Origin of the sequence: Curtobacterium sp. VKM Ac-2889 (assembly GCF_015350855.1) — a bacterium.
GTDB classification, from domain to species: domain Bacteria; phylum Actinomycetota; class Actinomycetes; order Actinomycetales; family Microbacteriaceae; genus Curtobacterium; species Curtobacterium poinsettiae.
The window spans coordinates 670,809-696,266 of the sequence record NZ_JADKSC010000002.1; the positions used below are offsets into that span (position 1 = coordinate 670,809).

At 71.8% G+C, this 25,458-nt stretch carries 23 protein-coding genes; 13 read left to right on the top strand and 10 right to left on the bottom strand.

The window, feature by feature from the left end; genetic code table 11:
• The first annotated feature begins 57 nt into the window (after positions 1-57).
• Positions 58-2,646: a helix-turn-helix transcriptional regulator gene (locus tag ITJ50_RS17855; protein ID WP_194590335.1), complete on the top strand. Its 2,589-nt coding sequence runs from the start codon at positions 58-60 to the stop codon at positions 2,644-2,646.
• 383 nt (positions 2,647-3,029) lie between these two features.
• On the opposite strand, the gene ITJ50_RS08975 is transcribed toward ITJ50_RS17855, so the two are convergent.
• Complete coding sequence (locus ITJ50_RS08975) at positions 3,030-3,401, bottom strand: sterol carrier family protein (RefSeq protein ID WP_031259311.1); 372 nt, start codon at positions 3,399-3,401, stop codon at positions 3,030-3,032.
• 57 nt (positions 3,402-3,458) lie between these two features.
• Between ITJ50_RS08975 and purD the strand changes: the two genes are divergently transcribed.
• Together purD and ITJ50_RS08985 are read left to right on the top strand one after the other, a co-directional pair.
• A complete protein-coding gene (gene purD / locus ITJ50_RS08980; protein ID WP_017886255.1) occupies positions 3,459-4,727 on the top strand; it encodes a phosphoribosylamine--glycine ligase in 1,269 nt (422 codons plus the stop codon).
• Positions 4,724-5,593 carry a phosphoribosylaminoimidazolesuccinocarboxamide synthase gene (locus tag ITJ50_RS08985; protein WP_017886256.1) on the top strand — a complete coding sequence of 290 codons (870 nt, stop codon included), beginning with the start codon at positions 4,724-4,726 and terminating at the stop codon, positions 5,591-5,593. Before purD ends, ITJ50_RS08985 begins: the two co-directional genes overlap by 4 nt.
• A gap of 337 nt (positions 5,594-5,930) precedes the next feature.
• On the opposite strand, the gene ITJ50_RS08990 is transcribed toward ITJ50_RS08985, so the two are convergent.
• Entirely contained in the window at positions 5,931-7,145 is a 1,215-nt protein-coding gene (locus ITJ50_RS08990) for a PP2C family protein-serine/threonine phosphatase (protein WP_194590336.1), read from the bottom strand.
• A 109-nt stretch (positions 7,146-7,254) separates the two neighbouring features.
• On the opposite strand from ITJ50_RS08990, the gene ITJ50_RS08995 reads away from it, so the two are divergent.
• A complete protein-coding gene (locus tag ITJ50_RS08995) occupies positions 7,255-7,572 on the top strand; it encodes a hypothetical protein (protein WP_017886258.1) in 318 nt (105 codons plus the stop codon).
• Positions 7,573-7,581: 9 nt separating this feature from the next.
• On the opposite strand, the gene ITJ50_RS09000 is transcribed toward ITJ50_RS08995, so the two are convergent.
• The 4 genes from ITJ50_RS09000 to ITJ50_RS09015 form a co-directional block, all read right to left on the bottom strand.
• Positions 7,582-9,201 (bottom strand): MFS transporter, encoded by a 1,620-nt coding sequence (locus ITJ50_RS09000; protein WP_052481793.1) that lies wholly within the window; start codon positions 9,199-9,201, stop codon positions 7,582-7,584.
• A gap of 252 nt (positions 9,202-9,453) precedes the next feature.
• The gene (locus tag ITJ50_RS17860) at positions 9,454-10,281 is read right to left on the bottom strand and encodes a helix-turn-helix transcriptional regulator (RefSeq protein ID WP_140448321.1); all 828 of its coding nucleotides are present in this window, start codon (positions 10,279-10,281) and stop codon (positions 9,454-9,456) included.
• A complete protein-coding gene (gene lepB, locus ITJ50_RS09010) occupies positions 10,278-10,913 on the bottom strand; it encodes a signal peptidase I (protein ID WP_194590337.1) in 636 nt (211 codons plus the stop codon). The genes ITJ50_RS17860 and lepB overlap by 4 nt, the downstream gene beginning before the upstream one ends.
• Positions 10,910-11,485, bottom strand: coding sequence for a hypothetical protein (locus ITJ50_RS09015; RefSeq protein WP_194590338.1), 576 nt, complete (start codon positions 11,483-11,485; stop codon positions 10,910-10,912). The genes lepB and ITJ50_RS09015 overlap by 4 nt, the downstream gene beginning before the upstream one ends.
• A gap of 127 nt (positions 11,486-11,612) precedes the next feature.
• Here ITJ50_RS09015 and ITJ50_RS09020 point away from each other — a divergent pair, with 127 nt between their 5' ends.
• The 3 genes from ITJ50_RS09020 to ITJ50_RS09030 all read left to right on the top strand — a co-directional run bounded on the left by ITJ50_RS09020 (position 11,613) and on the right by ITJ50_RS09030 (position 14,013).
• Positions 11,613-12,398, top strand: a complete 786-nt coding sequence (locus ITJ50_RS09020; RefSeq protein ID WP_042539098.1) for an SDR family oxidoreductase — start codon at positions 11,613-11,615, stop codon at positions 12,396-12,398.
• Positions 12,399-12,466: 68 nt separating this feature from the next.
• A complete protein-coding gene (locus ITJ50_RS09025) occupies positions 12,467-13,336 on the top strand; it encodes a VOC family protein (protein ID WP_194590339.1) in 870 nt (289 codons plus the stop codon).
• Positions 13,337-13,446: 110 nt separating this feature from the next.
• The gene (locus tag ITJ50_RS09030) at positions 13,447-14,013 is read left to right on the top strand and encodes a GNAT family N-acetyltransferase (RefSeq protein WP_194590340.1); all 567 of its coding nucleotides are present in this window, start codon (positions 13,447-13,449) and stop codon (positions 14,011-14,013) included.
• A gap of 74 nt (positions 14,014-14,087) precedes the next feature.
• On the opposite strand, the gene ITJ50_RS09035 is transcribed toward ITJ50_RS09030, so the two are convergent.
• Positions 14,088-15,605 carry a catalase gene (locus ITJ50_RS09035; RefSeq protein WP_042539102.1) on the bottom strand — a complete coding sequence of 506 codons (1,518 nt, stop codon included), beginning with the start codon at positions 15,603-15,605 and terminating at the stop codon, positions 14,088-14,090.
• A gap of 94 nt (positions 15,606-15,699) precedes the next feature.
• Complete coding sequence (locus tag ITJ50_RS09040) at positions 15,700-16,146, bottom strand: Fur family transcriptional regulator (RefSeq protein WP_017886267.1); 447 nt, start codon at positions 16,144-16,146, stop codon at positions 15,700-15,702.
• 169 nt (positions 16,147-16,315) lie between these two features.
• Between ITJ50_RS09040 and ITJ50_RS09045 the strand changes: the two genes are divergently transcribed.
• Entirely contained in the window at positions 16,316-17,629 is a 1,314-nt protein-coding gene (locus ITJ50_RS09045; protein ID WP_017886268.1) for an acyltransferase family protein, read from the top strand.
• A 166-nt stretch (positions 17,630-17,795) separates the two neighbouring features.
• Positions 17,796-18,617 (top strand): cytochrome c oxidase assembly protein, encoded by an 822-nt coding sequence (locus tag ITJ50_RS09050; RefSeq protein ID WP_017886269.1) that lies wholly within the window; start codon positions 17,796-17,798, stop codon positions 18,615-18,617.
• 103 nt (positions 18,618-18,720) lie between these two features.
• Here the strand turns inward: ITJ50_RS09050 and ITJ50_RS09055 are convergent, their stop codons facing one another.
• Both ITJ50_RS09055 and ITJ50_RS09060 read right to left on the bottom strand, forming a co-directional pair.
• Positions 18,721-20,265: a DHA2 family efflux MFS transporter permease subunit gene (locus ITJ50_RS09055; protein WP_194590341.1), complete on the bottom strand. Its 1,545-nt coding sequence runs from the start codon at positions 20,263-20,265 to the stop codon at positions 18,721-18,723.
• A complete protein-coding gene (locus tag ITJ50_RS09060) occupies positions 20,262-20,870 on the bottom strand; it encodes a PadR family transcriptional regulator (protein ID WP_017886271.1) in 609 nt (202 codons plus the stop codon). Before ITJ50_RS09060 ends, ITJ50_RS09055 begins: the two co-directional genes overlap by 4 nt.
• Before the next feature lie 178 nt (positions 20,871-21,048).
• On the opposite strand from ITJ50_RS09060, the gene purS reads away from it, so the two are divergent.
• The 4 genes from purS to ITJ50_RS09080 are packed head-to-tail and all read left to right on the top strand — an operon-like array spanning position 21,049 to position 25,334.
• Entirely contained in the window at positions 21,049-21,300 is a 252-nt protein-coding gene (gene purS, locus ITJ50_RS09065; RefSeq protein WP_017886272.1) for a phosphoribosylformylglycinamidine synthase subunit PurS, read from the top strand.
• A gap of 5 nt (positions 21,301-21,305) precedes the next feature.
• The gene (gene purQ, locus ITJ50_RS09070; protein ID WP_031259320.1) at positions 21,306-22,001 is read left to right on the top strand and encodes a phosphoribosylformylglycinamidine synthase subunit PurQ; all 696 of its coding nucleotides are present in this window, start codon (positions 21,306-21,308) and stop codon (positions 21,999-22,001) included.
• Positions 22,002-22,018: 17 nt separating this feature from the next.
• A complete protein-coding gene (purL, locus tag ITJ50_RS09075; RefSeq protein ID WP_236559540.1) occupies positions 22,019-24,400 on the top strand; it encodes a phosphoribosylformylglycinamidine synthase subunit PurL in 2,382 nt (793 codons plus the stop codon).
• Positions 24,401-24,413: 13 nt separating this feature from the next.
• Positions 24,414-25,334: a 2-hydroxyacid dehydrogenase gene (locus tag ITJ50_RS09080; protein ID WP_017886275.1), complete on the top strand. Its 921-nt coding sequence runs from the start codon at positions 24,414-24,416 to the stop codon at positions 25,332-25,334.
• Positions 25,335-25,458: the final 124 nt, after the last annotated feature.

Below are 25,458 nucleotides of genomic sequence, written 5' to 3' on the forward strand. Positions count from 1 at the left end.
GATCCGGGAGAGGATGGTCGCTACTGGTCGGTATCCCAAGCGGAAGAGGTGCGTCGCGTGCGTGAACCAACGGCACCCGCCCGCGGTCGCCGACCCACCTCGCCCGCTCGCGTCGCCTGGCCCGTCGCGCAGCGCGTCGAGGAGGACCGCGCAGTCGCCGTCGTGGCCGAGCACCGCTGGAGCGTCGCGATCGTCGGGGCCCCCGGTCTCGGCAAGAGCACCGCCGCGGCTCGCGTGACCGACCGGGTCGCCGGTCGTGACGGCACCGGCCGCACCGTGGTCGTGCCGATCACCGCGGTCGCCGCGAGTCGGTCGATGCCCTTCGGCGCCGTCGTCGAGCGCTTCGGCGAACTCCCCGCCTCGATCTCCGAGCTGTCCGACGACGCGAGTGCCGAGCAGCGCTTCCGGGCGATCGAGGACCTGGTCGACCGTGACGTGCTGCTCCGTGTCGACGACGCCGACCACCTGGACGCGATCTCGGCGCGGTACGTCGCCTGGCTGGTCCGTCGGCAGGGCGCGCGACTCGTCCTGACCTGCCGCGACTTCACGGCGCTCCCCGAACCGCTCCGCGCGCTGTGGCAGGACGACCTGCTCGAACGCATCGACCTGCAGCCGCTGGCGTTGCACGAGACCGCCGCGCTCGTCGCCGAGGCGCTGGGCTCACCGCTCGAGAACGCCTCGGCGGAGCGCGTGCACCGGGCCACCGCCGGCAACCCGCTGTACCTGCGCGAGGTGGTGCGCGCAGCACGGGCCTCCGGTGCGCTCGACCACACCGCGAGCGGCTGGTACTGGCGTGGGCGGGTGACCGCGTCGGACAGCCTGGCGGACATGTACCGCACGGAGCTCGGGACGCTGCCGGAGGACCTGCGTGACGTCGTCGACATCGTGGCCCTCGCCGACCCGATCCCGCTCGCCCGTCTGCTCGGACTGGTCACCGGCGGAGACGTCGACCGGGTCGTCGCGCTCGGCCTCGTCCGGATCGACTCGCTCGACGACGGTGCCGCGGTCGTCCGGCCGTCGCACCCGCTCGTCGGCGAGGTCATCCGGACCCTGGTGCCGGTGGCCCGACGCACGGCGCTCTTCGCCCGTGCCAACGCCTTCCGCACCGACCGGCCCGAGGGCGCTCCGCCCGCCGCACGGCTGCGCGCCGCACTGTGGTCGCTCGAGTGCGGGGTCCTGCCGTCGGTCGACCAGCTGCTCGACGCGGCACAGGTCGCCGTGCGGTTGCAGGAGCACGAGAGCGGGATCGCCCTGGCCTCGGCAGCACTCCGCACGACCCTCACCCCGACCGAGCAGGTCACGGCGCACTGCCTCCGCTCGCTGGCGCACTCGTACTCGGACGGCCGCGAAGCCGGCCGTGCCGACGCCGAAGCGGCGTGGGGCATCGCGAAGCGGCACGTCGGCGACGTCACCGACGAGGCCGTCACCGAGGCGTGCGAGATCCTGGCGAACATCCGCCAGTTCCACGACGACGACGTCGCCGCCGCGCTCGCCCTCACCGACGCCGCCGTGCACCTGGTGGTGTCCGACGAAGCGGTCGAGCGTCTGCGGTTGCTGCGGATGGCGCACCAGGGCTGGGGCGGCGACTTCGCCGAGGTCCGTGCCGAGATCGAGCGCAGCGGCATCGTGCAGGCACCGACGATGCCGATGTCGTTCCTGGCCGTCGCACCGTGCGCCGTGATGGCGTTGGCCACCGCTGGCCGGCTCGACGACGCCGCAGCCCTGGGCCGCCGGGCACTGGCCACCGCGGCGGCACACGTCGAGGCAGCCCCGTGGAGCGTGGGCGAGAACTCCTCCGTCCTGCACCAGGTGCAGGTATGGCGCGGCGACCTCGACGACCTGATCACCGAGGTGCCAGCCGGACGCTCCAGCCCCTACCTGAAGTACGACTTCACCCTCGAGCTCATCGGCCAGGGCAACCTGGCCATCGGACAGCGCCGATGGGACGACGCGATCGCGGCCTTCACCGCGGCGTGCGAGCGGTACGACATCGCCGACCACGGTGGGTTCGCCTCGTACCCGTGGGCCCGCTTGGCGATGTCACACGCGTATGCCGGGCACCCGGAGGACGCAGCCCGGGCGCTCGAACGTGCGAAGACCACGCCGCAGCGGGCGATGCGGATCACCGGTGAACAGGTCGCCGTGACCATCGCCTGGACCGAGTCCGTGCTCGGCAACCCCGCCGGTCTGCAGCACGCCGACGAGATCATCGAACGCAGCACCGCGAACGGGTCCTGGACGCACGTGATGTACGGGTACGCCCTGCACTACTCGGTCGGCATGCTCACCGGGCGCGAGAGCCCCGGCACGCTCGACCGGATGCGCGACGCCGCCTCGCGCGTCGACGGGCCGCTCGCCGCCGCGATCGTGCAGTACGCGGACGCGGTGCAGGCGGACGACCGGACCCGGGTGATCGCGGCGCAGGGCGTGCTGGCGGTCCACGGCATGTCGGTGGCTGCCGGACGGTCCAAGCCACCGCTGACGAAGCGCGAGTACGAGGTCGCCGAGCTCGCCGCACAGGGCCTGAGCAACCGGCGGATCGCGGAGTCCCTCGGGCTCTCGACGCGGACGATCGACGCGCACCTGTCCCGTGTCTTCGCGAAGTGGGACCTGCACGCGCGGTCGGAACTCACCGAGCTGCTCTGAGCGGACGGCCGGTGCTGCTCGGCGCCCGGCGCGGGCTATTCAGCACCTGGCAGGGGGCGCTCGGCGCCCCGCGAGGGGCTGCTTCGCGTTCGACATCACGTGTCGCGCACGCAAGAACGTTGCGGATTGCAGCACAACACGCCGCCGCGATTGACACGACGTGCGGAACATCGCGTACCTTTGTCCCTGTCGCCGGGTTCGGACCCGTTCGGGTCGGGTCCGAATCCCGGCGACTTCAAGCTTAGGAACGCGATCGATGCGGGCGCATCGGTAGGCACTACCTAATTCGCGCCGGACTCCGCGCGGCGTCACGGACGCCCGGGTCGGGTGTCCGTCGCCGATGCCGGATCGGGCGTCGCCGCCGATGCCGGGTCCGAGCGGTGTCAGGCGCCGGGAGCGGGCAGCCGGACCGGCAGGAACGCCGTCAGGTCGGCGCGTGATCCCGATGCGCTGACGCGTGACTGCGCGACCGCTTCTGCCCAGGTCAGCTCGCCGGACGCGAGTGCCAGCCACGTGGTGGCGTCGGTCTCGACCACGTTCGGCGGCGTGCCACGGGTGTGCCGGGGGCCGGGGACTGCCTGGATCGCAGCGAACGGCGGTACCCGCACCTCGACGCTGTTCCCCGGGACCTCGTCCGCCAAGCACTGCAAGGTCCACCGCACCGCGGTCGCCACGGCGGGTCGAGCCGTCTCCCCACCGCGCACCGCAGCCAGTGCCGCGCGGCCGTCGGCGTCCTCGATCCTCCTGGGTGGCATCTCCACAGGCTAGCCCCCGCATCGCGGGCGGTGAGTCGGGCTGGGTAGGGTGATCGGGTGCGAATCCTCGTCCTCGGTTCCGGTGCCCGCGAGCACGCGATCATCACGGCCCTGCTCGCTGAGCATGCCGGTCACGTCATCACGGCAGCGCCCGGCAACGCCGGCATCGCGGCCGACGTCGAGACCGTCTCCCTCGACCCCACCAACGGTGCGCTCGTCGCCGAGTACGCGATCGAGAACGACGTCGAGCTCGTCGTCGTGGGCCCCGAGGCCCCGCTCATCGCCGGCGTGGCCGACCCGGTGCGCACCCGCGGCATCCCGGTGTTCGGCCCGGGCAAGGCCGCGGCCCAGCTCGAGGGCTCCAAGGCGTTCGCCAAACGGATCATGGGCGAGGCCGGTGTGCCCACCGGGCGTCCGGTCTACGCCGGCACGGTGGACGAAGCCGTCGGCGCCATCGACGAGCTCGGCGCACCGTACGTGGTCAAGGCCGACGGGCTCGCCGCCGGCAAGGGCGTGCTCGTCACCGACGACCGCCAGGCCGCGATCGACCACGCCACCTACTGGCTCCAGCACGGCCACGTCGTGGTCGAGGAGTTCCTCGACGGCGAAGAGGTCTCCTTGTTCTTCCTGAGCGACGGCCACGACGTCCGTGCGCTCAGCCCCGCGCAGGACTACAAGCGCCTGGCCGACGGCGACCTCGGCCCGAACACCGGCGGCATGGGCGCGTACTCGCCGCTGCCCTGGCTCGCCGACCGCTGGCCGTCCGAGCAGGCCTTCGTCGACGAGGTCACCGAGCTCGTGGCCCTGCCGACGGTCCGCCGGCTCGAGCACGAGGGCACGCCGTTCGTCGGGCTCCTGTATTGCGGCCTCATCGTCACCGAGCAGGGTGTCCGCGTGATCGAGTTCAACGCACGGTTCGGCGACCCGGAGACGCAGGTCGTGCTCCCCCGCCTGGCGACCCCGCTCAGCGAACTCCTGCTCGCCGCAGCCACCGGGCAGCTCGGCGCCGTCCCCGCTCCCGTGTTCCGGGACGACGTCGCCGTGACCGTCGTCCTGGCGAGCGAGGGCTACCCGGAGAACCCGCAGACCGGCCGACCGATCACCGGCATCGACGATGCGAACGCCCGTGACGGCGTCTCCGTCGCGCACGCTGCCACCGGCGTCCTCGACGACACGCTCATCGCCACAGGGGGCCGGGTGCTCAGCGTGGTCGCGACGGGGTCCGACTTCGCCCAGGCCCGCGAGCGTGCCTACGCCGGGCTCGGCGACATCACGCTCGACGGCGCGCAGTTCCGCACCGACATCGCCGCGAAGGTCGCCCGGTGACCGCCCCCGCGCCGATCGCCGGCTGGCGGCACGTCTCGTCCGGCAAGGTCCGCGAGCTCTACGTGCCCGAGGGCACCGCCGACCTGTCGAGCGCATCCGAGCTGCTGCTCGTCGCCTCGGACCGGGTCAGCGCGTACGACTTCGCGCTCGAGCCGCCGATCCCCGGCAAGGGCGAGCTGCTGACCCGTCTGTCGCGCTTCTGGTTCACCCAGCTCAGCGACGTCCCGAACCACATCATCGGCCCGTCCTCCGGTGGCACGCCGGTGCCCGCCGACGTCGAGGCACGGTCGATGCACGTCATGCCGCTCACGATGTTCCCCGTCGAGTGCGTGGTGCGCGGGTACCTGGTCGGCAGCGGCTGGGCCGAGTACCAGGAGAGCGGCAGCGTCTGTGGCGTCGCGCTCCCCGCCGGGCTGTCGAACGGCGACCGCCTGCCGGAGCCGATCTACACGCCGGCGTACAAGGCGGCCCAGGGCGAGCACGACGAGAACATCTCGTACGAGCAGACCGTCGACCTGGTCGGTGCCGAGACCGCGGCGACCCTGCGCGAGCTCTCGCTGCACGTCTACACCGAGGCCGCGGCCATCGCGCTGGACCGCGACGTCGTCATCGCGGACACCAAGTTCGAGTTCGGGCAGGACGCCACCGGTCGGATCCGCATCGCGGACGAGGTCCTGACGAGCGACTCCAGCCGCTACTGGGACGCCAGGTCCGCCGACCGCACCGATTCGTTCGACAAGCAGATCGTGCGGGACTGGCTCAGCGCCAACTGGGACCGCCAGGGCACGCCGCCGGTGCTCCCCGACGAGATCGTCGAGCGCACGGCTGCGCGCTACGCCGAGCTGATCGAGCGTCTCGGGGCCTGACGTCGCACCCGGCTGGCGCCCGGGTTCGGTCACGACACCCCGCTCACGTCCGGCGAACGGTCACGAACCGTCGCCCGACGCCCCGCCAGCCGACAGTTCGCGACCACTCGGCAGCACGCACACGACGTGTCGCGACCACCCGCCCCGCGCCGCCTGATGCCTGGCGCCCGGCCGACCGGCGGTCACGACACCCCGCTCAGGTCTGGCGAACGGTCACGAACCGTCGCCCGACGCCCCGCCAACCGACAGTTCGCGACCACTCGGCGGCACGCACGCGACGTGTCGCGACCACACGCCGCGCGACCGGCCGACGAGCCAACCGACGGTTCGAGACCGCTCAGGCCTCCACGGCGTCGCGCGCCACCACGACGACGGTCAGGTCGTCGCCCGGGTCGTGCTCGACGACGCGGGCTCGCACCCGCTGCAGGAACGTCTCGACGTCCGCGGACTCCCGGTACAGCGACCCGAGTTCGGACAGCGCCGCGAGCGTCGAGTCCCAGAGCTCGAGCGCGCCGTCGGTCACGACGATGAGCACCTCACCCGGCCGGAGCACGAGCGACCCGGCCGCGCGGGGCATCCCGGTGGGGTGCAACCCGATCGGCAGGTCCGACGACCGCAGGATCCGCTCGGCACCGTCGTCGCGGAGCTGCAGCACGAGCCCGTGCCCGGCATCGGCGAAGTCGAGTCGCCCGGTGGACGGGGTCAGCCGCCCGTGGAACATCGTCGCGAAGGACTCTGCGCGGCTGAGTTCGGGCGCGACCTGCACCTCGAGTTCGGCGAGCGCGACGCACGGGTCCTGGTCGCCGCGGGCGAGCAGCCCACCGCGGATGTTCGCCGCGAGGAGCCCGGCGGACATCCCCTTGCCCATGACGTCCGACACGGTGAGGTGGATCGAGTCCTCGCCGGAGCGGTGCCAGTCGTGGAAGTCGCCGGAGACGAGGCCGTGCGGGATCGACACCCCCGTGATCCGGTACCCGGGGACCTGCACCTCGGCCGGCTGCAGACCGTTGAGCACGGTGCGCAGTCGGTCCTCGTCCGCACCGGCGAGCAGTTCACGCTCCGCCCAGATGCCGAGTTCCTGCAGCAGTTCGAGCTCGTCGGGGTCCAGGGTGCGCGGCTCGGGGTCGATCAGGCAGAGGGTGCCGATCTTCAGGTCGTCGTCGGGGGCGCGGAGTCCGACGCCGGCGTAGAACCGGACGTTCGGGTCGCCGAGCACCATCGGCAGGTCGGCGTACCGGTCGTCCAGTCGGGCATCGGCGACGACCACGGGGCCCTGCTCGCCCAGGGTCCGGCCGCAGAACGTGTCCTGCAGCGGGATGACGGGGCCGAAGACCGCGTCGCTCTGCTGCGACTTGATCGTCAGGGTGTTCTCGCCGGCCAGGTTGAGGAACGAGCCGGAGACCCCGAGGGCCTCGCGTGCGATCCGGGTGATCCGTTCGAACCGTTCCTCGACGCCGCCGTCGACCACGTCGAGCGCCGCGATCAGGGCCGCTCGCCGGACCGCATCGGCCCCGGTCGGCGCGGGCACGGACATCGCGGTTTCCGGCTGCATGCGTCCACGGTAACGCGCCGAACGGACAGCGCCTGGCCCCAGTCCGGAGGGCGCAGGAGCGTGGGCGGAGCGCACTGGAGCGAGCGAGCATCGGCGTACGCTGGTCGTCGTGCTCCGAGTCGTCCCCGCAACCGTCCTCGGCGTGGCCGCGCTCCTGGCCCTCGCCGGCTGCGGCGCCCACGACTCCACCGGCCAGGTGTCGGTCACGGTCTCGTCGAACGCCGCCGACCGCCCCTACGAGGTCAAGGTGTTCGCCTCGACCGGCAAGCTCTCCGAGCACCAGCGGGTGTTCCCGGGCGGGACGGCCGACTTCGCAGGTGTGCCGCTCGGCCAGGTCACCGTCCGCGCCGGCGACCTCTGCCCCCAGACGACCAAGGTCTCCAACGGCACGGTGGCGACGGTCACCCTGACGACGACGGGCTGCTGAACCCGCCCGTCACCCCGACGACGGCCCACTGGCCCCCTCCGCCACCAGGTGCTCCACCCGCGGTTCACCCGCGATCTCGTGCACGGCCCGCAGGGTCCGGGCGTCGTCACCGGTCTGCCGGACCTCGTGCTGGTCGACGTGCTCCTGCCACGACCCCACTCGGAACGCCTCGACCCAGGCGTCCGGCCCGGTCGCCCGGTCCCGGTACAGGTTCCAGTCACGGGCGCCGGTCCGGCGTCGGCTCCGCCCGAGCCGTTCGGCCCGCGCCCGGAACTCGTCGACCGCGCCCGCCGGGACCGTCCAGTGCAGCAGCACGAGGGTCTCCCCCGTTGCAGCGCCGTGGTCGTCCGGCACGAACACCTGGTCGCCGAACGGCATCGGCGTCACGGCCCGCTGTCGATCGGTGAGCACCGGGAACCCGGACACGAGCAGCAGGGCGGCACTGAGCGCGGTGAGGACTCCGGCCCCGGCGAGCACGCCCGTCACCCCGAGGGGTGTGGCGACGGCACCGGCGAGCGCCGCCCCGATCGCCGTGCAGCCGAAGAGCACCAGCTGGTAGGCGGCGAGCCCTCGGGTCCGCACCCACGCGGGCAGGAACGCCTGCACCGTGCCGTTCAGCGTCGTCACCACGGCGATCCACGCCACCCCGCCGACCAGGAGCGCGACGAGCACGACCGCCAGCACCGGGACGAGCGCGACGACCGTGGTGCAGACCCCGAACACGACCGAGGCGGTGCCGACCGTGCGGCCGATCCCGAGCCGTGCGCGGACCGCGGGCATCACGAACGCCCCACCGACCGAACCGGTGCCGACGGCGGCGAGCAGCAGGCCGTACCCGCCGGACGACAGCCCGAGCGACCCGTCGGCGACGAGCGGCAGGAGTGCCCACAGCGCGTTCGCGGGCACCATGAAGACCGCGAGCTGCACCAGCAACCGGCGGACGACCGCCGCGTGCAGGACGTACCGCAGGCCGGCGCGGGTCGCGTCGATGAACGGTTCGGCCCGGGTCTCGGGCCGCTGGTAGCCGCGCCAGGCGACGAGCACCACCAGGAAGAGCGCGAACGACAGCGCGTTGGCGGCGAACACGAACGGCACGCCGAGCTGCGCGATCACCACGCCGGCGAGCGCCGGTCCGATCGCACGGGCGACGTTGACCCCGACGGAACTCAGCGCGGCGGCGTCGGTGATGGCGGCACGTGGCACGATCTCGGGTACGAGTGCCTGGTACGCGGGCAGCTGGAGCGCCGAGGCCGTGCCGAGCAGGAACGTCACGGTGAGCAGGAGCGCCGGGGTCATGTCGCCGGTCGCGGTCAGCACGGTCATCACGACGCCGACGACCACCTGGAACGCCTGCACGCCGATGAGCAGGCGTCGCCGGTCGACGAACTCGCCGATCACCCCGGCGGGGATCCCGACGAGCAGCACCGGCAGGCTCGATGCGGTCTGCACGAGGGCGACGACGACGGGTGCGGCGTGCTCGTCGACGAGCAGCCACTGCGCCCCGACGGTCTGCATCCAGCTGCCGATGTTGCTCACCAGCACCGCGATCCACAGGGCGCGGAAGACCGGTATCGCGAGCGGCGCCAGGGCGCCGCCGCGGGGTGCGTCGGTGGTGCGGTCCGTGGTCACGTCGCCTCCTGGGGTGGAACCGGGACTGTCTGGAGGCGCGGTGCGCGTCGGGCGCACACCGCGCCTCCAGGCCGTGGTCGCGTCACACGCGCACCGTGGCGACCAGGACGCACGGTCCGGGCGCCGTCACGCCCGGCGCGGCAACTGCGGGCAGGATAGCCGGAATCCGCAAAGTACGGGAGGGCCAGGCTCCGCGGGTTCGGTCAACGGACGAACCGGACCGAACCGGGCCGAGCCGGCCCCGATCCGGGATCACCGCGTCGGTCGACCCGTGCCCAGGGCGCCCCGTTCGATGGTCTGGTGCGGCTGCTCCCCGAAGCGATCCCGGTAGTACGCCGCGAACCGACCCAGGTGACGGAACCGCCACCGCCGCGCGACCTCGCTGACGAGCAGCGCGCGGGCACCCGGGCGCCCCAGCTCCAGGTGCACCCGGTCGAGTCGGACCTCGCGCAGGTACTCCATGGGGGTGACGCCGAGCCGACGGCGGAACAGGTCCTGCAGCCCGCGCTCGCTCAGGTCGCAGGCTGCCGCGACGTCCGCCACGGTCAGCACCTGGTCGGCGTGGTCGTGGACGAAGCCGATCGCCCGCCGCATCCGGTCCGCGACGTCCGATCGTGACCGGGTGAAGGTCGACAGGACGACGGTCGCGATCCGTCGGTTCAGGGCCGCACGGTCGTCGGCGGGCAGGGCGGGGTCGAGGATGCGCCCGGAGACCTCGCGCAGCAGTGCCCGCAGTGGTTCGAGCGCGGGGTCGGCCGCGTCCGGCTGCCGGAACACCCAGGGCTCCCCCGTGTCACCGAGCAGCGACGGCGACAGGTGCAGCAGCGTCGTGGCGGTCGCGTCGGTCTCGAAGCCGTACGCAGACGATGCCGAGAGCATCATCGGCCGCTCCGCCCCGACCTCCCAGTGCTCGCCGTCGTCCGCGGTCAGGCTGGCCCGGCCGTCGGCGAGCCAGAACACGACGTGGTCGGGGCGCGGACCGATCGTGCCGGACCGCTTGCCGGGGGTCGCGATCCGGTGGATCGACAGGTCGTCGTCGCCGCCGGTCTCGTACCCGAATCCCTGGTCGTCCGTGGTCACGGCGACGGGACCCGGTCCCACTCGTCGCCGTACCGGGACAGCACCGACCACCGCGAGATCGGCCACGTCGTCACGAAGGCGCGCCCCACGACGTCGTCGACCGGCACGGTGCCGTGCACCCGCGAGTCGGCGGAGTCGTACCGGTTGTCGCCCATCACCCAGATGCGCCCCTTCGGCACGGTGACCTCGAAGTCCTTGCCGACGACGCGGTTCGACCCGCGTTCGAGCACGACGTAGGGCTCGTCGACCGCGTGCCCGTTCACCGACAGGCGGCCCCGGGTGTCACAGCACGACACCGTGTCACCCGGCAGGCCGATGACCCGCTTGATCAGGTCGTCGCCCTGGCCCATGCCGAGCCAGCCGCCCGGGTCGTGGAACACCACGACGTCACCGCGCTGCAGCGGGACGACCCCGGGCACGAGCTCGTTGACGAGCACCCGGTCCCCGATGAGCAGCGTGTTCTGCATCGAGCCGGAGGGGATGGAGAACGCGCGGACCAGGTAGGCCTTGACCAGGAAGGACGCCAGGAGCGCCACGACGACGATGATGACGAGGTCGCGCAGGAACCGCAGACCGCCGCGCTTCGGGTCGGTCTCGGCGGCGGGTCCGGCGTCGGGGTGCGCGTCACTCAATGCGTCAACACCACCTTGACGAGGCCGATCACGAACGCCACCGCGGCGAGCACGATCCCGCCCCACAGCCCGAGGAACGTCGGCTGCTTCCCGCTGAACCGCTGCATGAACACCCCCACCAGACCGATGCGCACGACCAGGATCACGGTCGCCGCGATCTGCGCCCACTCGGCCGGCAGCCAGCCGATCCAGGCCGCCGCGTAGAGGACCGCCGGGATCAGCCCGGAGGTCGCGATCGGGTTGGCGTTCCGGACGATCGTCGCGACGGACTCGCGGCGGGCGGCACGCTCGGCGGCTGATCCTGCACCGTCGTCGCCCAGGCCGTGCGCGACCAGGTGCGCGAGCACGTGCGCCAGGTACGTCAGCACCGCGGTCGCCAGCACGGTCGCCACCGCGGCGCCGTGGTGGATCTGCTCCGGGCTCACCGCGATCGCGACGGCGAGCACCGTGATGTTGCCGTAGATGTAGGACGACATCCGGTCGCGCACGTGCTCGAGTGGCAGGTCGTGGGGGTCCGGGCGACCGCCGCGGGGTCCGCGCCCCGGTCGCGAGGGCCGTCGTGTGCGTGGCATCCGTCCATCTTGGCCCCCGCGGTCGGCCGTCCGCCGACAGGACACCGGATGCGATGGCCACACGGGTGGCCGGTTCCGGCAGACTGGGTGCCGATCGGCGCGACGGAGCGCCGGACAGGAGGCACGGATGACGTCCGCACGACCACTCGCCCTGGTGACCGGCGTGGGCCGCAGAGCCGGCATCGGCGCGGCACTCGCGACCCGACTGGCAACAGACGGATGGGACCTCGCCATCTCGTGGTGGGGGCCCTACGACGACCGCGTGAGCGGCGGGGCGGACCCGGACGGGGTCGAGTCGGTGGTGCAGGAGTGCGAGGCGGCGGGAGCACGGGTGACGCGCCTCCCGGTCGACCTGGAGGACCCGGAGCAGGCGGCCGCACTCGTCGGCCGCGCCGAGACGGAAGCCGGCGCCCCCGTCTCCGCCCTCGTCATGTCGCACTGCGAGTCCGTCGACTCCGACTTCCGCACCACGACCGTCGAGTCGTGGGACCGCCACTTCGCCGTGAACGCGCGCGCACCGTTCCTGCTCGTGCAGGCCTACGCGGCCGGGCTCGAGCGCGCCGGTGACGCCGCCCCGCGCGACCGACGCCGGATCGTCGCACTGACGAGCGACCACATCGCGTACAACCTGCCGTACGGGGCGTCGAAGGGGGCGCTCGACCGGATCGTGTTCGGTGCAGCGAAGGAGCTCGGCAGCCTCGGGGTCAGCGCCAACGTGGTGAACCCCGGGCCGAACGACACCGGCTGGATGTCCGACGAGGTCAAGGGGTGGGCCGTCGAGGGCACGCCGCTCGGCCGGCTCGGACGCCCGTCGGACACCGCGGCGCTCGTCGGGTTCCTCTGCTCGGAGCAGGGCGCGTGGGTGAACGGCCAGCTGCTGAAGTCGGACGGCGGGATCTCGAACAGCGCTTGACGCACCGGATTGGTTGACGCGTCATCGAATTGGTTGACGCGTCAACCAAATGGGCGCACACTTGGTGCATGCAAACGCACGAACTCCTCGCCGCCGACACCGGGATGGGCGCCGTCACACTCCGCGTCGCGGACCTGGACGCGATGATCCGGTACTACCGCGACGGCGTCCGGCTGTCGCTGCTCTCCCACGACGGCGGCGTCGCCGTGCTGGGTCGCGGCAGGACGCCGATCGTGATCCTCGAGCACGCCCCCGCGATGCAGCACGCCGGTCCGCGCGAGGCCGGACTGTTCCACACGGCGATCCTGTTCGACACCCGGGCCGACCTGGCCGCCGCGCTGTACTCGGTCGCCACGCAGTACCCGGCATCCTTCACCGGCAGCGCCGACCACCTGGTGAGCAACGCGTTCTACTTCACCGACCCCGAGGGCAACGGCGTCGAGCTGTACTGGGACCGCGACCGCACCGAGTGGTCGTGGACGCACGGCGTGATCGACATGGACACGAAGTACGTCGACCCGAACGCGTTCCTGCGGTCCCACCTGACCGAGGACGCCCTGGACACCGCCGCGGCACGCCCGGGCAAGGTCGGCCACGTGCACCTGTCCGTCGGCGACGTCGGCATCGCGCGCTCGTTCTACGTCGACACGCTCGGCTTCGAGACCACCGCGGGGTTCGGCGAGGCGCTGTTCGTCAGCGCCGGCGGCTACCACCACCACATGGCGATGAACACCTGGAACTCCCGCGGCGCCGGGCGACGACAGCAGGCCCTCGGGCTGGGACTCGTCCGCATCGAGGTCCCCGCCGTCGACGACCTCGGCGCGCTGACCGATCGCATGCGGCACGGCGGCGTGGAACTCGCCGACGACGGCCGGACCGTGGCGTTCGACGACCCCTGGGCGAACCGCATCGAGGTGACGACGCCCGGTCGCGGCTGATGTGTCGCGACACTCCGCGCTGACCGACACCCCACGCCCGCCCGGACCCGCGAGGTGTCGCCCAGCGCGAAACCTCCCCACACCGGCCGCCGGACCGGCAGGATGGACCCGTGACTGACGACATCCGGTGGGAGGTGGTCGAGGAGAGCACGCTGTCGCTCCCCGACCACGAAGCGATCGCGACGCTGCTCGGGCAGGCCTTCCCCGACTGGTCGCACTGGTACGTGGGCGGCCGGAGCTGGTCCGGCATGCAGCCGGAACGCCGCGTGCTCGCGCACGACGCCGACGGGGTCGTCCTGGCCCACGTCGGCATCCGCCGCATGTTCGTCACCGTCGGCGGGCAGGACGTCCTGGTCGGCGACACCGGCCTGGTCGCCGTGTCACCCCGGCTGCAGGGCACCGGCGTCGGCCGGGAGCTCATGACCCGGACCCACGCGGTCCTCGACGGGCTGCAGGTGCCGTACGGGTTCCTCGGGGCCGGCGAGGACCGGATCCCCTTCTACGCGAAGCTCGGCTGGCACGAGTTCCCCGAGGCCGTCGGCACCTTCTCGGCGTTCACCGCCGAGGGCGCCGGCGTCAGCAACACCGAACAGGGCGGCTGGATGGCGCTGCCGGTGGCAGCGCAGCTCGAGGACTGGCCGACGGGCCCGATCTGGCTGAACGGCCAGCAGGTCTAGCCGCAACGACCGACGGACGGGAGGCCCGGTACCAGCTGGTACCGGGCCTCCCGTCCGCTCGTTGCGGCCTGGGCTTACGCCTCGACCGCGACCTTCTCGGGGTTCTCGTTCGAGCCGGGCGCGCTCGGCGCGACCGCGGCGCGCACGCGCGCACCCAGGTCGGCGTCGACGTTCGTCCAGTAGGCGAACACGCGCTCGCGCAGATCGTCGCGCGTCACCTTCGAGACGTGACCGGCGATGTTGCCGACCAGGCGCTCACGGGCGGCGTCGTCCAGGACCTCGCGGACGAGCGTGCCGGCCTGACCGAAGTCGTCGTCCTCCGGGTGCAGGGTCGCGGCGGAACGCTGCAGCGCGCCGTCGGACTCCCAGCCCGGGGCGTCGTCGGTCGCGGTCGGGTCGGCGTGCGCACCACCGAGGGAGTTCGGCGCGTACACCGGCACCTCGGACTTCTGGAAGTCGAAGCGCATGCCGCCGTCCTTCGAGTACGAGTGGACCTCGTTCTTCGGGGCGTTCACGGGCAGCTGGGCGTGGTTCGTGCCGACGCGGTAGCGGTGGGCGTCCGCGTAGCTGAAGATGCGCGCGAGGAGCATCTTGTCGGGGCTCGCCGCGATGCCGGGCACGAAGTTCGAGGGGGCGAAGGTCGCCTGCTCGATCTGCGCGAAGTAGTTCTCCGGGTTGCGGTTGAGCTCCATCGTGCCGACCTCGATGAGCGGGTAGTCCGCGTGCGGCCACACCTTCGTCAGGTCGAACGGGTTGAAGCGGTAGGTCGCGGCGTCCTCGTAGGGCATGACCTGCACCTTGAGGGTCCAGCGCGGGAAGTCCTGACGCTCGATCGCGGCGTGCAGGTCGCGGATGTGGAAGTCCGCGTCCTCACCGGCGATGCGGTCGGCGTCCTCCTGCGTCAGGGTCTTGTGGCCCTGCTCGGTGATGAAGTGGTACTTCACCCAGAAGCGCTCGCCGTCGGCGTTGATCCACTGGTAGGTGTGCGAGCCGAAGCCGTCCATCTCACGCCAGCTCGCCGGCAGACCGCGGTCGCCCATCAGCCACGTGACCTGGTGCGCCGACTCGGGTGACAGGGTCCAGAAGTCCCACTGCATGTCGTGGTCGCGCAGGTGCGAGCCGGGCAGACGCTTCTGCGAACGGATGAAGTCCGGGAACTTGATGCCGTCGCGGATGAAGAACACCGGGGTGTTGTTGCCGACGAGGTCGTAGTTGCCCTCGGACGTGTAGAACTTCAGCGCGAAGCCGCGGGGGTCGCGCCAGGTGTCGGGCGAGCCCTGCTCACCGGCGACGCTCGAGAACCGGGCGAGCATCTCGGTGGTCTGCCCGGGCTGCAGGAACGCGGCGCGGGTGAAGCGCGAGACGTCCTGCGTGACGGTGAAGGTGCCGAAGGCGCCGCCGCCCTTGGCGTGCACGACACGCTCCGGGATGCGCTCACGGTTGAACTGGGCGAGCTTCTCGACCAGGTAGTGGTCGTGCAGCGCGAGGGGGCCGTCGGCCCCGACGCCCATCGAGTGCTCGTCGCTCGAGACGGGTGCGCCGCTGTTGGTCGTGGTGGTCGGGGTGCCGGTCGGCGTGTTCTGGTCGGACACGGTTCCTCCTGGGGTGGGACTTGGTTCGGTCAGGGGTGCTCGGGTGGCTCGGGGTCCGGCGCGTCGTGGCGCCGGTGCGGTGGGGCGGTCGCCGTCAGGCGGGCGTGGGGGCGTCTGCGTCGTCGCGCTCTGCCGCTGCGCAGCGGTCGCAGATGCCCCAGTAGGTGACCTCGGCGGTGGTGACCGCGAAGCCGTGGGTCTCGGACGGTGTCAGGCAGGGCGAGTGGCCGACCGCGCAGTCGACGTCCTCGATCGCGCCGCACAGGGTGCAGACGATGTGGTGGTGGTTGTCACCGGTCCGGCGCTCGTAGCGCGCGGGGCTGCCTGCCGGTTCGATGCGGCGGACGAGCCCGACGCCGGTCAGGGCGTTCAGCACCCCGTAGACGGCCTGGTGACTGGTGGTCGGCAGCTCGGCGGCGAGCGCGACGACGATGTCATCCGCGGTGGCGTGCGGCATCGAGTCCGTCGCGCGGAGCACGGCGAGGCGCGGGGTCGTGACCCGGAGCCCCGACGTGCGGAGCAGATCGGCGTCGGCATCCATGCTGAGCCTTTCTTTTGCAGGAATCAAGACAACACGTCCACTGTACACGAGCTGTTGCTGCTGGCCAGCGAGGTGACGCATGCCGCTACCGGAATACGAAGTGTCACGATCCGGTCGCGATCAGCTGGAACGACACTGGACCGACCGTTCCGCACGCTAACGTCCGGACATGTCCACGAGCCAAGGTCTGCCTGAACAGGCGAACAGCAGTGCGGACGTCCGGGGGATCATCGCGAAGCGGGACCTGGTCGTCGACCTCATCCGGACGGCCTGCGTCGTCCTCGTCGTCATCGTGCACGTCACGATGGTCGGCGTCGCCGCCGATGCCCAGGGGGTGCGGGTGACGAGCCCGCTGCAGGAACTCCCCTGGTACGTCGCCGCCACCTGGGTCGGGCAGGTGATGCCGCTGTTCTTCGTGGTCGGCGGGTTCGCGAGCGCCGTCGGCTGGCGCAGCACCGTCGCCCGTGGTGCGCCGAGCCCCGCCCGCGACTACCTGGCCACCCGCCTGGTGCGGCTGTTCCGGCCCGCGGTGCCGCTCTTCGTGTTCCTCGCGCTCGGGCTCGGGGTCGCGACGGCCGCGGGCACGCCGCCGGAGCTGCTGGCCGAGGTCGCGTTCGGCATCGGGTCGCCGCTCTGGTTCCTGGCCGCCTACGGCATCACCCAGTGCTGCGTCCCCGTGATGATGCGCCTGCACGAGCGAGCACCCTGGGCCACCCTCGCCGTGCTGCTCGTGCTCGCCGCAGTGGTCGACGCCGTCCGCCTGGCCACCGGGGTCGCCGAGGTCGGGCTGCTCAACCTGGGACCGGTGTGGCTCTTCGCGCAGCAGCTCGGGTTCCTCTGGGCCGACGGGTGGTTCGCGCGCCGGTCGAAGGTGCTCCTGCTGGCCATCGCGGTCGCCGCCTACGCCGTGCTCGTGCCGATGACCTCGGTCGGGCTGTGGGCGCCGGACATGCTGCAGGACCTGAACCCGCCGATGCTGCCGCTGGCGTTCCTGGCGATCGCGCAGGCGTGCCTGGTCCAGCTCGTGCACGCGCCGCTCACCCGGCTGATGCGCACCCGTGCCGCGCTCGGGGCCGTGTTCGTGCTCGGCCGCGACGGCATGACGATCTACCTGTGGCACCTGCCGCTGTTCATCGCGCTGAACGGCATCGCCCTGCTCGTCGGGGTGCCGTTCCCGGCGCCGGGCTCCGGCCCGTGGTGGGCGTCCCGGATCGTCGCGCTGGTCGTGGTGCTCGCCGTCGCCCTCGGGGTGGCACGTGCCCTGCGCTGGTTCGACCGGCCGCTCCCCCGCCTGCTGCCGTCGGCGGACCGTCCGGCCTGGCCGGTCGTCGCCGTCGCGGCCCTCTGCACCATCGGCCCGGCGTTCCTCGTGATGCAGCTGCACCTGTCGTTCGGTGTCGCGCTCGTCGGAGCCGTGGCCGTTCCGGTGGGCGTCTGGCTGCTGTCGCGGACCGTCCCGGCACGCGGGGTCGCCCGGATCTGAACCGGTTCTCACCGTCCCGGGGGCACGCCGGACCCCCGGCGCACCCCGGGCGGACGGAGGATGGCTCCGGCGGAACGACGGACGAGTCCGCCTGATCCCCAGGAGGCTCCCCACGCCGTCGACACCCGAGTTCTGGAGCACCTGGCGGTTCGACCCCCTGGCGGCGGTGCTCCTCGTCGTCGCCGCGCTCGCCTACGGCCGCTGGGTCGTCGGAGCGGTCCGACGAGGTGCCCGGTGGCCGTGGTGGCGCACGCTCGCCTTCGTCACGGCGCTCGTGCTGTTCGGCGTCCTGCAGTTCGGCATCGTCGGCGTCGACGACGAGCGGTTGCGCTGGGCGTTCGTCCTGCGCGCCGCCCTGCTGTTCTTCGCGGTCCCCACCTTCGCCGCGCTCGGTGCGCCCGTCGCACTGCTCCGGATCGGAGGCCCGGCTCGCCTGGCGCAGGCCGCCGACGCCGTCATGGGGTCACGTCCGGTGCGTCTGCTCGGCAACGCGATCGTCGCCCCGCTGGTCGCGCTGGCGCTGTTCGCCGTCCTGCTCACCCCGTTCTCGAGCGTGATCCGGGAGTCCCCCGTCTGGGCCGCCGTCATCACCGTGACCGTGCCGGCGCTCGGGTTCGGCCTGCTCGCCCCGCTGTCCGAGGTCGGTGTGCTCGTCTCGTCGACGTTCGCCACGGCCGAGTTCCTGCTGGCGTTCGTCGAGCTCGTCGTCGACGCGGTGCCAGGAATCGTGCTGCGGATCACGAACCACGTGCTCGACGGGTCCCTCGTTCCCGTGGTCGGGCGGGCCTGGTACCCGTCGCCGCTGCAGGACCAGCACCTGGCGGGCGACCTGCTGTGGTTCATCGCCGAAGTGGCGGACATCCCCGTGCTCGTCGCGCTGTTCATCCGGTGGCAGCGGACCGACCGCCGCGAGGCCCGGGACGTCGATGCTCTGACCGACGAACAGATGGACGAGCTCACCCGGGCGCACCTGCAGCGCCGCAGCTGACGGGCGGGGGTGCGTCCCCGACACGAGTGAGCAGAAGAAGTCGAGTACCCGGAGGTGACTCGACTTCTTCTGCTCACTCGTTGGGCGCCGAAGCGCTCGTGCCCTACTTCGCCGGGGCCCCCGCGGGCTCGGCGTCGGGCTGCGTGGTGACCGAACCGGTCTGCTGCCAGGCGACGGTCTGCTTCGGCTTCGCCAGGAACAGCGCCGCGACGATGGCCACGACGAGCACGATCGCCGGCAGGTAGAGCGACTCACCCATGGCCGTGGAGAACGGCTCGAGCAGGAAGCCCGGCAGACCGCCGACCTGCTGCTCCGCGCCACCGGCCGTGGCCCCACCGGACGACGCCGGGAAGTTCGCGGTGATCCGGGCCTCCATCAGGGCGGCGATGCCGGCAGAACCGAGCACCGCACCGATCTGCCGCGTGGTGTTGTAGACGCCCGAGCCGGCACCGGCCAGCTTCGGCGGCAGGTTGCGCGTCGCCGAGACGGACAGCGGCCCCCACATGCAGGCGTTGGCGAGCCCGAGGAGCGCGCTCGGCAGGAGCACCCAGCCCCACTCGGCGCCGCTCGTCAGCAGGGCACCGAACCAGAACAGGCCGACCGAGAAGCAGGCGAGCCCGAACGCGGCGACCCAGCGCGGGTTCCAGCGGTTGAGGTTCTTGCCGACGACCGGCGCGAGCGCGGCGGACAGCACGGCCTGCGGCACGAGAAGCAGTGCGGCCTGGGTCGGCGAGAAGCGCAGGACGTCCTGCGCCCACAGCATGATCGGCAGCGCGAACGAGGCGATCGCGACACCGACGGCCGTGATGGCGACGTTGGCCAGCGTGAAGTTGCGGTCCTTGAACAGACCGAGCGGCAGCAGCGGCTCGCCCTTCTGCACGCCCTGCCAGACCACGAAGCCGGCGAGCACCACGAGACCGACGATGATGAGCGACCACACCGAGATCGGACCGGCGATGACACCCCAGTCGTAGGTCTCGCCTTCCTGGATGCCGAACACGAGCAGGAACAGGCCCGCTGCGGACAGGAAGATGCCGAGGTAGTCGAACCGGTGCCCGTGCCGCTCGAACGACGGCACGAAGCGCTGCGCGAGCACGAACGCGACGACACCGACGGGGACGTTCACGAAGAAGATCCACTCCCAGCCGAAGCCGTCGACGAGCAGGCCGCCCACGATCGGGCCGACGAGCGAGGCGACACCGGCGACGGCGCCCCAGAGGCCCATCGCCGCGCCGCGGTTCTGCGGCGGGAAGATGCGGGTGATGACCGACATGGTCTGCGGGCTCATCATCGCGGCGCCGAGGCCCTGCACGACGCGGGCGACGATCAGCACCTCGATCGAGCCGGCCAGGCCGCACCACAGGCTGGCGAGCGTGAAGACCACGAGGCCGATCTGGTACATGACCTTCGGGCCGAAGCGGTCACCGAGCCGGCCGGTGATGAGCAGCGGCACGGCGTAGGCGAGCAGGTAGGCGCTCGTCACCCAGATCACGGAGTTGATGTCCGCGTCGAGCTCCTGGGCGATGGTGGGGGTGGCGACCGACACGATGGTCGAGTCGACGAGGATCATGAAGAACCCGACGACGAGTGCCCACAGGGCAGGCCACGGCTTCTTCTCGGTCGTCCGCGGAGGCGTGACGGTGGTCATCGAGTGGTTTCCTTGCTGTTCGTGGTGGTGTCTGCGGACGCGGCGTGGGCGTCCCAGGAGATGTGGCCGGCGGCGATCCGGTCGGCCGTGGCGGCGAGCCACTCGATCTGCGTCGTGAGCATCGCACGCACGTACGACACGTCGAGCCAGTACCGCTCGGGCAGGTCCTTCGCCCGGACGATCCCGAGGATCTCGTCCGCCTCGTCGCGCTGGGCCCGGAGTGCCGTGACCCGCGCCCGCAGCGCGGACTCGGCCTCGTCGACCGACAGGTTCTCGATCTCGGCGACGGCCAGGTGGAAGACGGGGTACTCCTCGGCCGGTTCGGCGATCAGCCGGACGAGCCCGTCGTGCAGGGCCGTCCACCCGTCGTCCGTGATGGCGTAGGTGGTGCGTTCCGGACGGTTGCCCGCCCGGTCGGTCCCCACGATCTCGGCGAGGCCGAGCTCCACCAGTCGGCCGACCTGGTGGTACAGGGTTCCGGGCCGGACCTTGACGTTCCGGCCGTCCCGGCGGTGCGTCATCGTCTGGAACATCTCGTAGGGATGCGTCGGCCCCTCGGCCAGGAGCCCGAGAGCGGCGAACGCGAGTGGCGTGAGCGACGGCACACGTGCCTCCAGTCCGCTTGTTCGTTGTTGACTATTCGACTTGGAATATACGCGTTGGAACAGACGTGAGCAACCGCACAGGAAGTGCCCGCCTGGAGGCCCGGGGCCGTCCCGGCGTGTCGCGTGCGCCCCGTAGACTGGTCGCGTCCCCCCACCCCTGAAGTGCTGGAGAGAACACGTGCCAACGATCGTCGTCGAGGTCATGCCCAAGGCCGAGATCCTCGACCCCCAGGGGAAGGCCGTGGGCAACGCCTTGGCCCGCCTCGGCAAGGCCGACCTGACCAACGTCCGCATCGGCAAGCGCTTCGAGGTGACCGTCGACGGCCCCGTCGACGACGCCAAGCTCGCCGAGGTCCGCGACATCGCAGCCGACGTCTTCTCCAACGCGGTCATCGAGGACGTCGTGTCCGTGACCGTGGAAGGCCAGTGACCCGGATGCGCATCGGCGTCATCACGTTCCCGGGCTCGCTCGACGACCGCGACGCCCAGCGCGCCGTCCGTCTCGCCGGCGCCGACCCCGTCGCCCTGTGGCACGGCGACCACGACCTGCAGGGTGTCGACGCGATCGTGCTGCCCGGCGGGTTCTCGTACGGCGACTACCTCCGTGCCGGCGCGATCGCCGCGAAGGCCCCGATCATGGCCGAGGTCATCGACGCAGCCGGCAAGGGCATGCCCGTGCTCGGCATCTGCAACGGGTTCCAGATGCTGGCCGAGGCCCGTCTGGTCCCCGGGGCACACACCCGCAACGCACACCAGCAGTTCATCCGTCGCGACCAGAAGCTCCGCGTCGAGACCACCGCGACCGCCTGGACCTCCGGCTTCAGCGCCCAGCAGGAGATCACCATCCCGCTGAAGAACGCCGACGGCCGCTTCGTCGCGGACGCCGACACCATCAAGCGCATCGAGGACAACGGCCAGGTCGTGTTCCGCTACCTCGGCGTGAACCCGAACGGCTCCATCGACGACATCGCCGGCGTCTCGAACGAGCGCGGCAACGTCGTCGGCCTGATGCCGCACCCCGAGCACGCGACCGAGGCCGGGTTCGGCCCGGACACCCCCGCCGCGATGGCCTCGGGCACCGACGGCCTGACCTTCTTCACCTCCGTGATCGAGCACGCGCTCGTCAAGTGACAGGGAACAACGACACCGTGACGACACACGTTCGCCCGAAGCCCGACACCGTGCAGGACGCGGCAGCAACCCCCGACAAGGAGCAGCCGTACGACGCGCTGGGCCTGAAGCCGGACGAGTACGCCCGCATCAAGGAGATCCTCGGCCGCCGCCCCACCTCGGGCGAGCTGGCGATGTACTCGGTGATGTGGAGCGAGCACTGCTCCTACAAGTCCTCGAAGAACTACCTGCGGCAGTTCGGCAAGAAGGTCACGCCGGAGATGACCAAGAACCTGATGGTCGGCATGGGCGAGAACGCCGGTGTCGTCGACGTGGGCAACGGCTGGGCGGTGACCTTCAAGGTCGAGTCGCACAACCACCCGTCCTACGTCGAGCCCTACCAGGGTGCGGCCACCGGTGTCGGCGGCATCGTCCGTGACATCATCTCGATGGGCGCCCGCCCCGTCGCCGTGATGGACCAGCTCCGCTTCGGCGCGATCGACCACGAGGACACCGCACGCGTCGTGCACGGGGTCGTCGGCGGCATCTCGTTCTACGGCAACTGCCTCGGCCTGCCGAACATCGGCGGCGAGACCTACTTCGACCCGGTGTACCAGGGCAACCCGCTGGTCAACGCCCTGGCCGTCGGCGTCCTGCGCCACGAGGACCTGCACCTGGCGAACGCCTCCGGTGCCGGCAACAAGGTCGTCCTGTTCGGGGCCCGCACCGGCGGCGACGGCATCGGCGGCGCGTCGATCCTGGCGTCCGACACCTTCACCGAGGGCGGCCCGACCAAGCGTCCGGCCGTGCAGGTCGGCGACCCCTTCGCCGAGAAGGTCCTGATCGAGTGCTGCCTCGAGCTGTTCCAGAAGGACCTGGTCGAGGGCATCCAGGACCTCGGTGCGGCGGGCATCTCCTGCGCCACCTCGGAGCTCGCGAGCAACGGTGACGGCGGGATGCACATCTCGCTCGACGACGTCCTGCTCCGCGACCCCACGCTCACCGCCGAAGAGATCCTGATGTCGGAGAGCCAGGAACGCATGATGGCGGTCGTCCGCCCCGACAAGCTCGACGACTTCCTGAGCGTCGTCGGCAAGTGGGAGGTCGAGACCAGCGTGCTCGGCGAGGTCACCGGCACCGGCCGCCTGGTCATCGACTGGCAGGGCCAGGAGATCGTGAACGTCGACCCGCGCACCGTCGCCGTCGACGGCCCGGTCTACGACCGCCCGGTCGCCTACCCGACCTGGATCGACGCGCTGCAGGCCGACACGGCCGCCTCGCTCGACCGTCCGGCCGACGGCCCCGCGCTCAGGGCACAGTTCCTGCAGCTGCTCGGTTCGCCGAACCTGGCGTCGAAGAACTGGGTCACGAACCAGTACGACACCTACGTGCTCGGCAACACCGCGCTGTCCTTCCCCGACGACGGCGGCATGATCCGCGTCGACGAGGAAACCGGGCTCGGCGTCGCGATCGCCACCGACGCCAACGGCCGCTACTGCCAGCTCGACCCGAAGCAGGGTGCCCGTCTGGCCCTCGCCGAGGCGTACCGGAACGTCGCCGTCACCGGTGCCGTTCCCGCTGCCGTCACCGACTGCCTGAACTTCGGCTCCCCCGAGAACCCCGAGGTCATGTGGCAGTTCTCCGAGGCGGTCGAGGGCCTGGCCGACGGCTGCATGGAGCTCGGCATCCCGGTCACCGGCGGCAACGTGTCGTTCTACAACCAGACCGGCTCGACCCCGATCCACCCGACGCCCGTCGTCGGCGTGCTCGGCATCATCGACGACGTCGCCAAGCGCGTGCCGTCGGGATGGCAGGACGACGGCCACAACATCTACCTGCTCGGCACCACGAGCCTGGAGCTCGACGGCTCCGCGTGGGCCGGCACCGTGCACGGCCACCTGGGCGGGCGTCCGCCGGCGGTCGACCTCGAGCGCGAGAAGGCCCTCGCCGAGCTGCTGTACGCGGCGTCCGGTGAGCAGCTGCTCACCAGCGCGCACGACCTGGCGGACGGCGGCCTCGGCCAGTCGCTCGCCGAGTCCGTGCTCCGCTTCGGCATCGGTGCCCGCGTGGTCCTCGACGAGCTCGAGACCCGTGACGGCATCGACACCGCGACGGCGCTGTTCTCCGAGTCGACCGGTCGCGTCATCGTGACCGTCCGGCGTGAGGACGACGTGCGGTTCCAGGGCATGTGCGCCGGCCGGGGCTTCCCGGTGCTGCGCATCGGCGTGACCGACGCGACGTCGAGCACGCTCGAGGTCCAGGGCGCGTTCGAGGCCACGGTCGACGAGCTGCGCGGCACCCACGCCGCGACGCTGCCGGCCCGCTTCGGCGACGTGATCGTCGAGGACGTCACCGAGGGGTACGTCGGCCGCGGGCCGCTCGACTCCGACGGTGCCTTCTCGCCGCGCACCGACGCCTAGGCCCGGTCCGCGGATGCCGATCGTCACCCTGCCGTTCGCCGAACTCGTCGACCGGTTCGGCCCCGTGCCGGACGGCATCGAGCTGGACGTCTGGGACGTCGAGTCGCCGTACGGTCGCCCGGACGACGTCGCGATCACGTTCCTGCCGTTCTACTTCGCGGGGCGGCACCGCTGGCAGTTCGTGCACGACCTGCCCGAGCTCCAGCTGCTGCAGCTGCCGAGCGCCGGGTACGAGCACGCGATCCCGCACGTGCCCGGGCACGCGCAGCTGGCGAACGGTCGCGGCATCCACGACGACGAGACCGCCGAGCTCGCCGTCGGCCTGGCGCTGACCTCGCTCCGCGAGATCTCGGCGTTCCAGGTCGACCGGGCGAACGGCGTCTGGGACGCCCGCGAGACCCGATCGCTCGCCGACCGCCGGGTGACCGTCGTCGGCTACGGGGCGATCGGGTCCGCGATCGCCACCCGGTTCGAGGCCTTCCGCACCGAGGTGACCGCGGTCGCCCGGACCGCCCGCGACCAGGACGGCCGGCACGTGCACGCGTTCGGCGAGCTGCCCGACCTGGCCCTGACGACGGACGTGCTCGTGCTCATCGCCCCGCTCACCGCCGAGACCGAACGGCTGGTCGACGCGGAGCTGCTCGCGGCGCTGCCGGACGGCGCCCTCGTGGTGAACGTGGCGCGCGGCAAGGTCGTCGACACCGATGCCCTGGTCGCCGAGCTGCGGTCGGAGCGGCTGTTCGCGGCGCTCGACGTCACCGACCCGGAACCCCTGCCCGACGGACACCCGCTGTGGACGACGCCGAACACCGTGCTCACGCCGCACGTCGGCGGCAACACCGACCTGAGCGTGCCGAGGTCGATCGAGCTCATGCGCAAGCAGGTCGCCGCGCTGGCCGAGGGTCGCCCCTTCGAGAACCTGATCGACTTCTAGCGCGCGGGGCTCCGAACACGCCGGCGTCTCGTCTCGTCTCGTCTCGTGCCGCTGCGGCATTGCGGCGTTGCGGCGTTGTCCAGACGCCGTCGTGTCGCTCCGACGCCGCAGTGGCGGGGGGGGG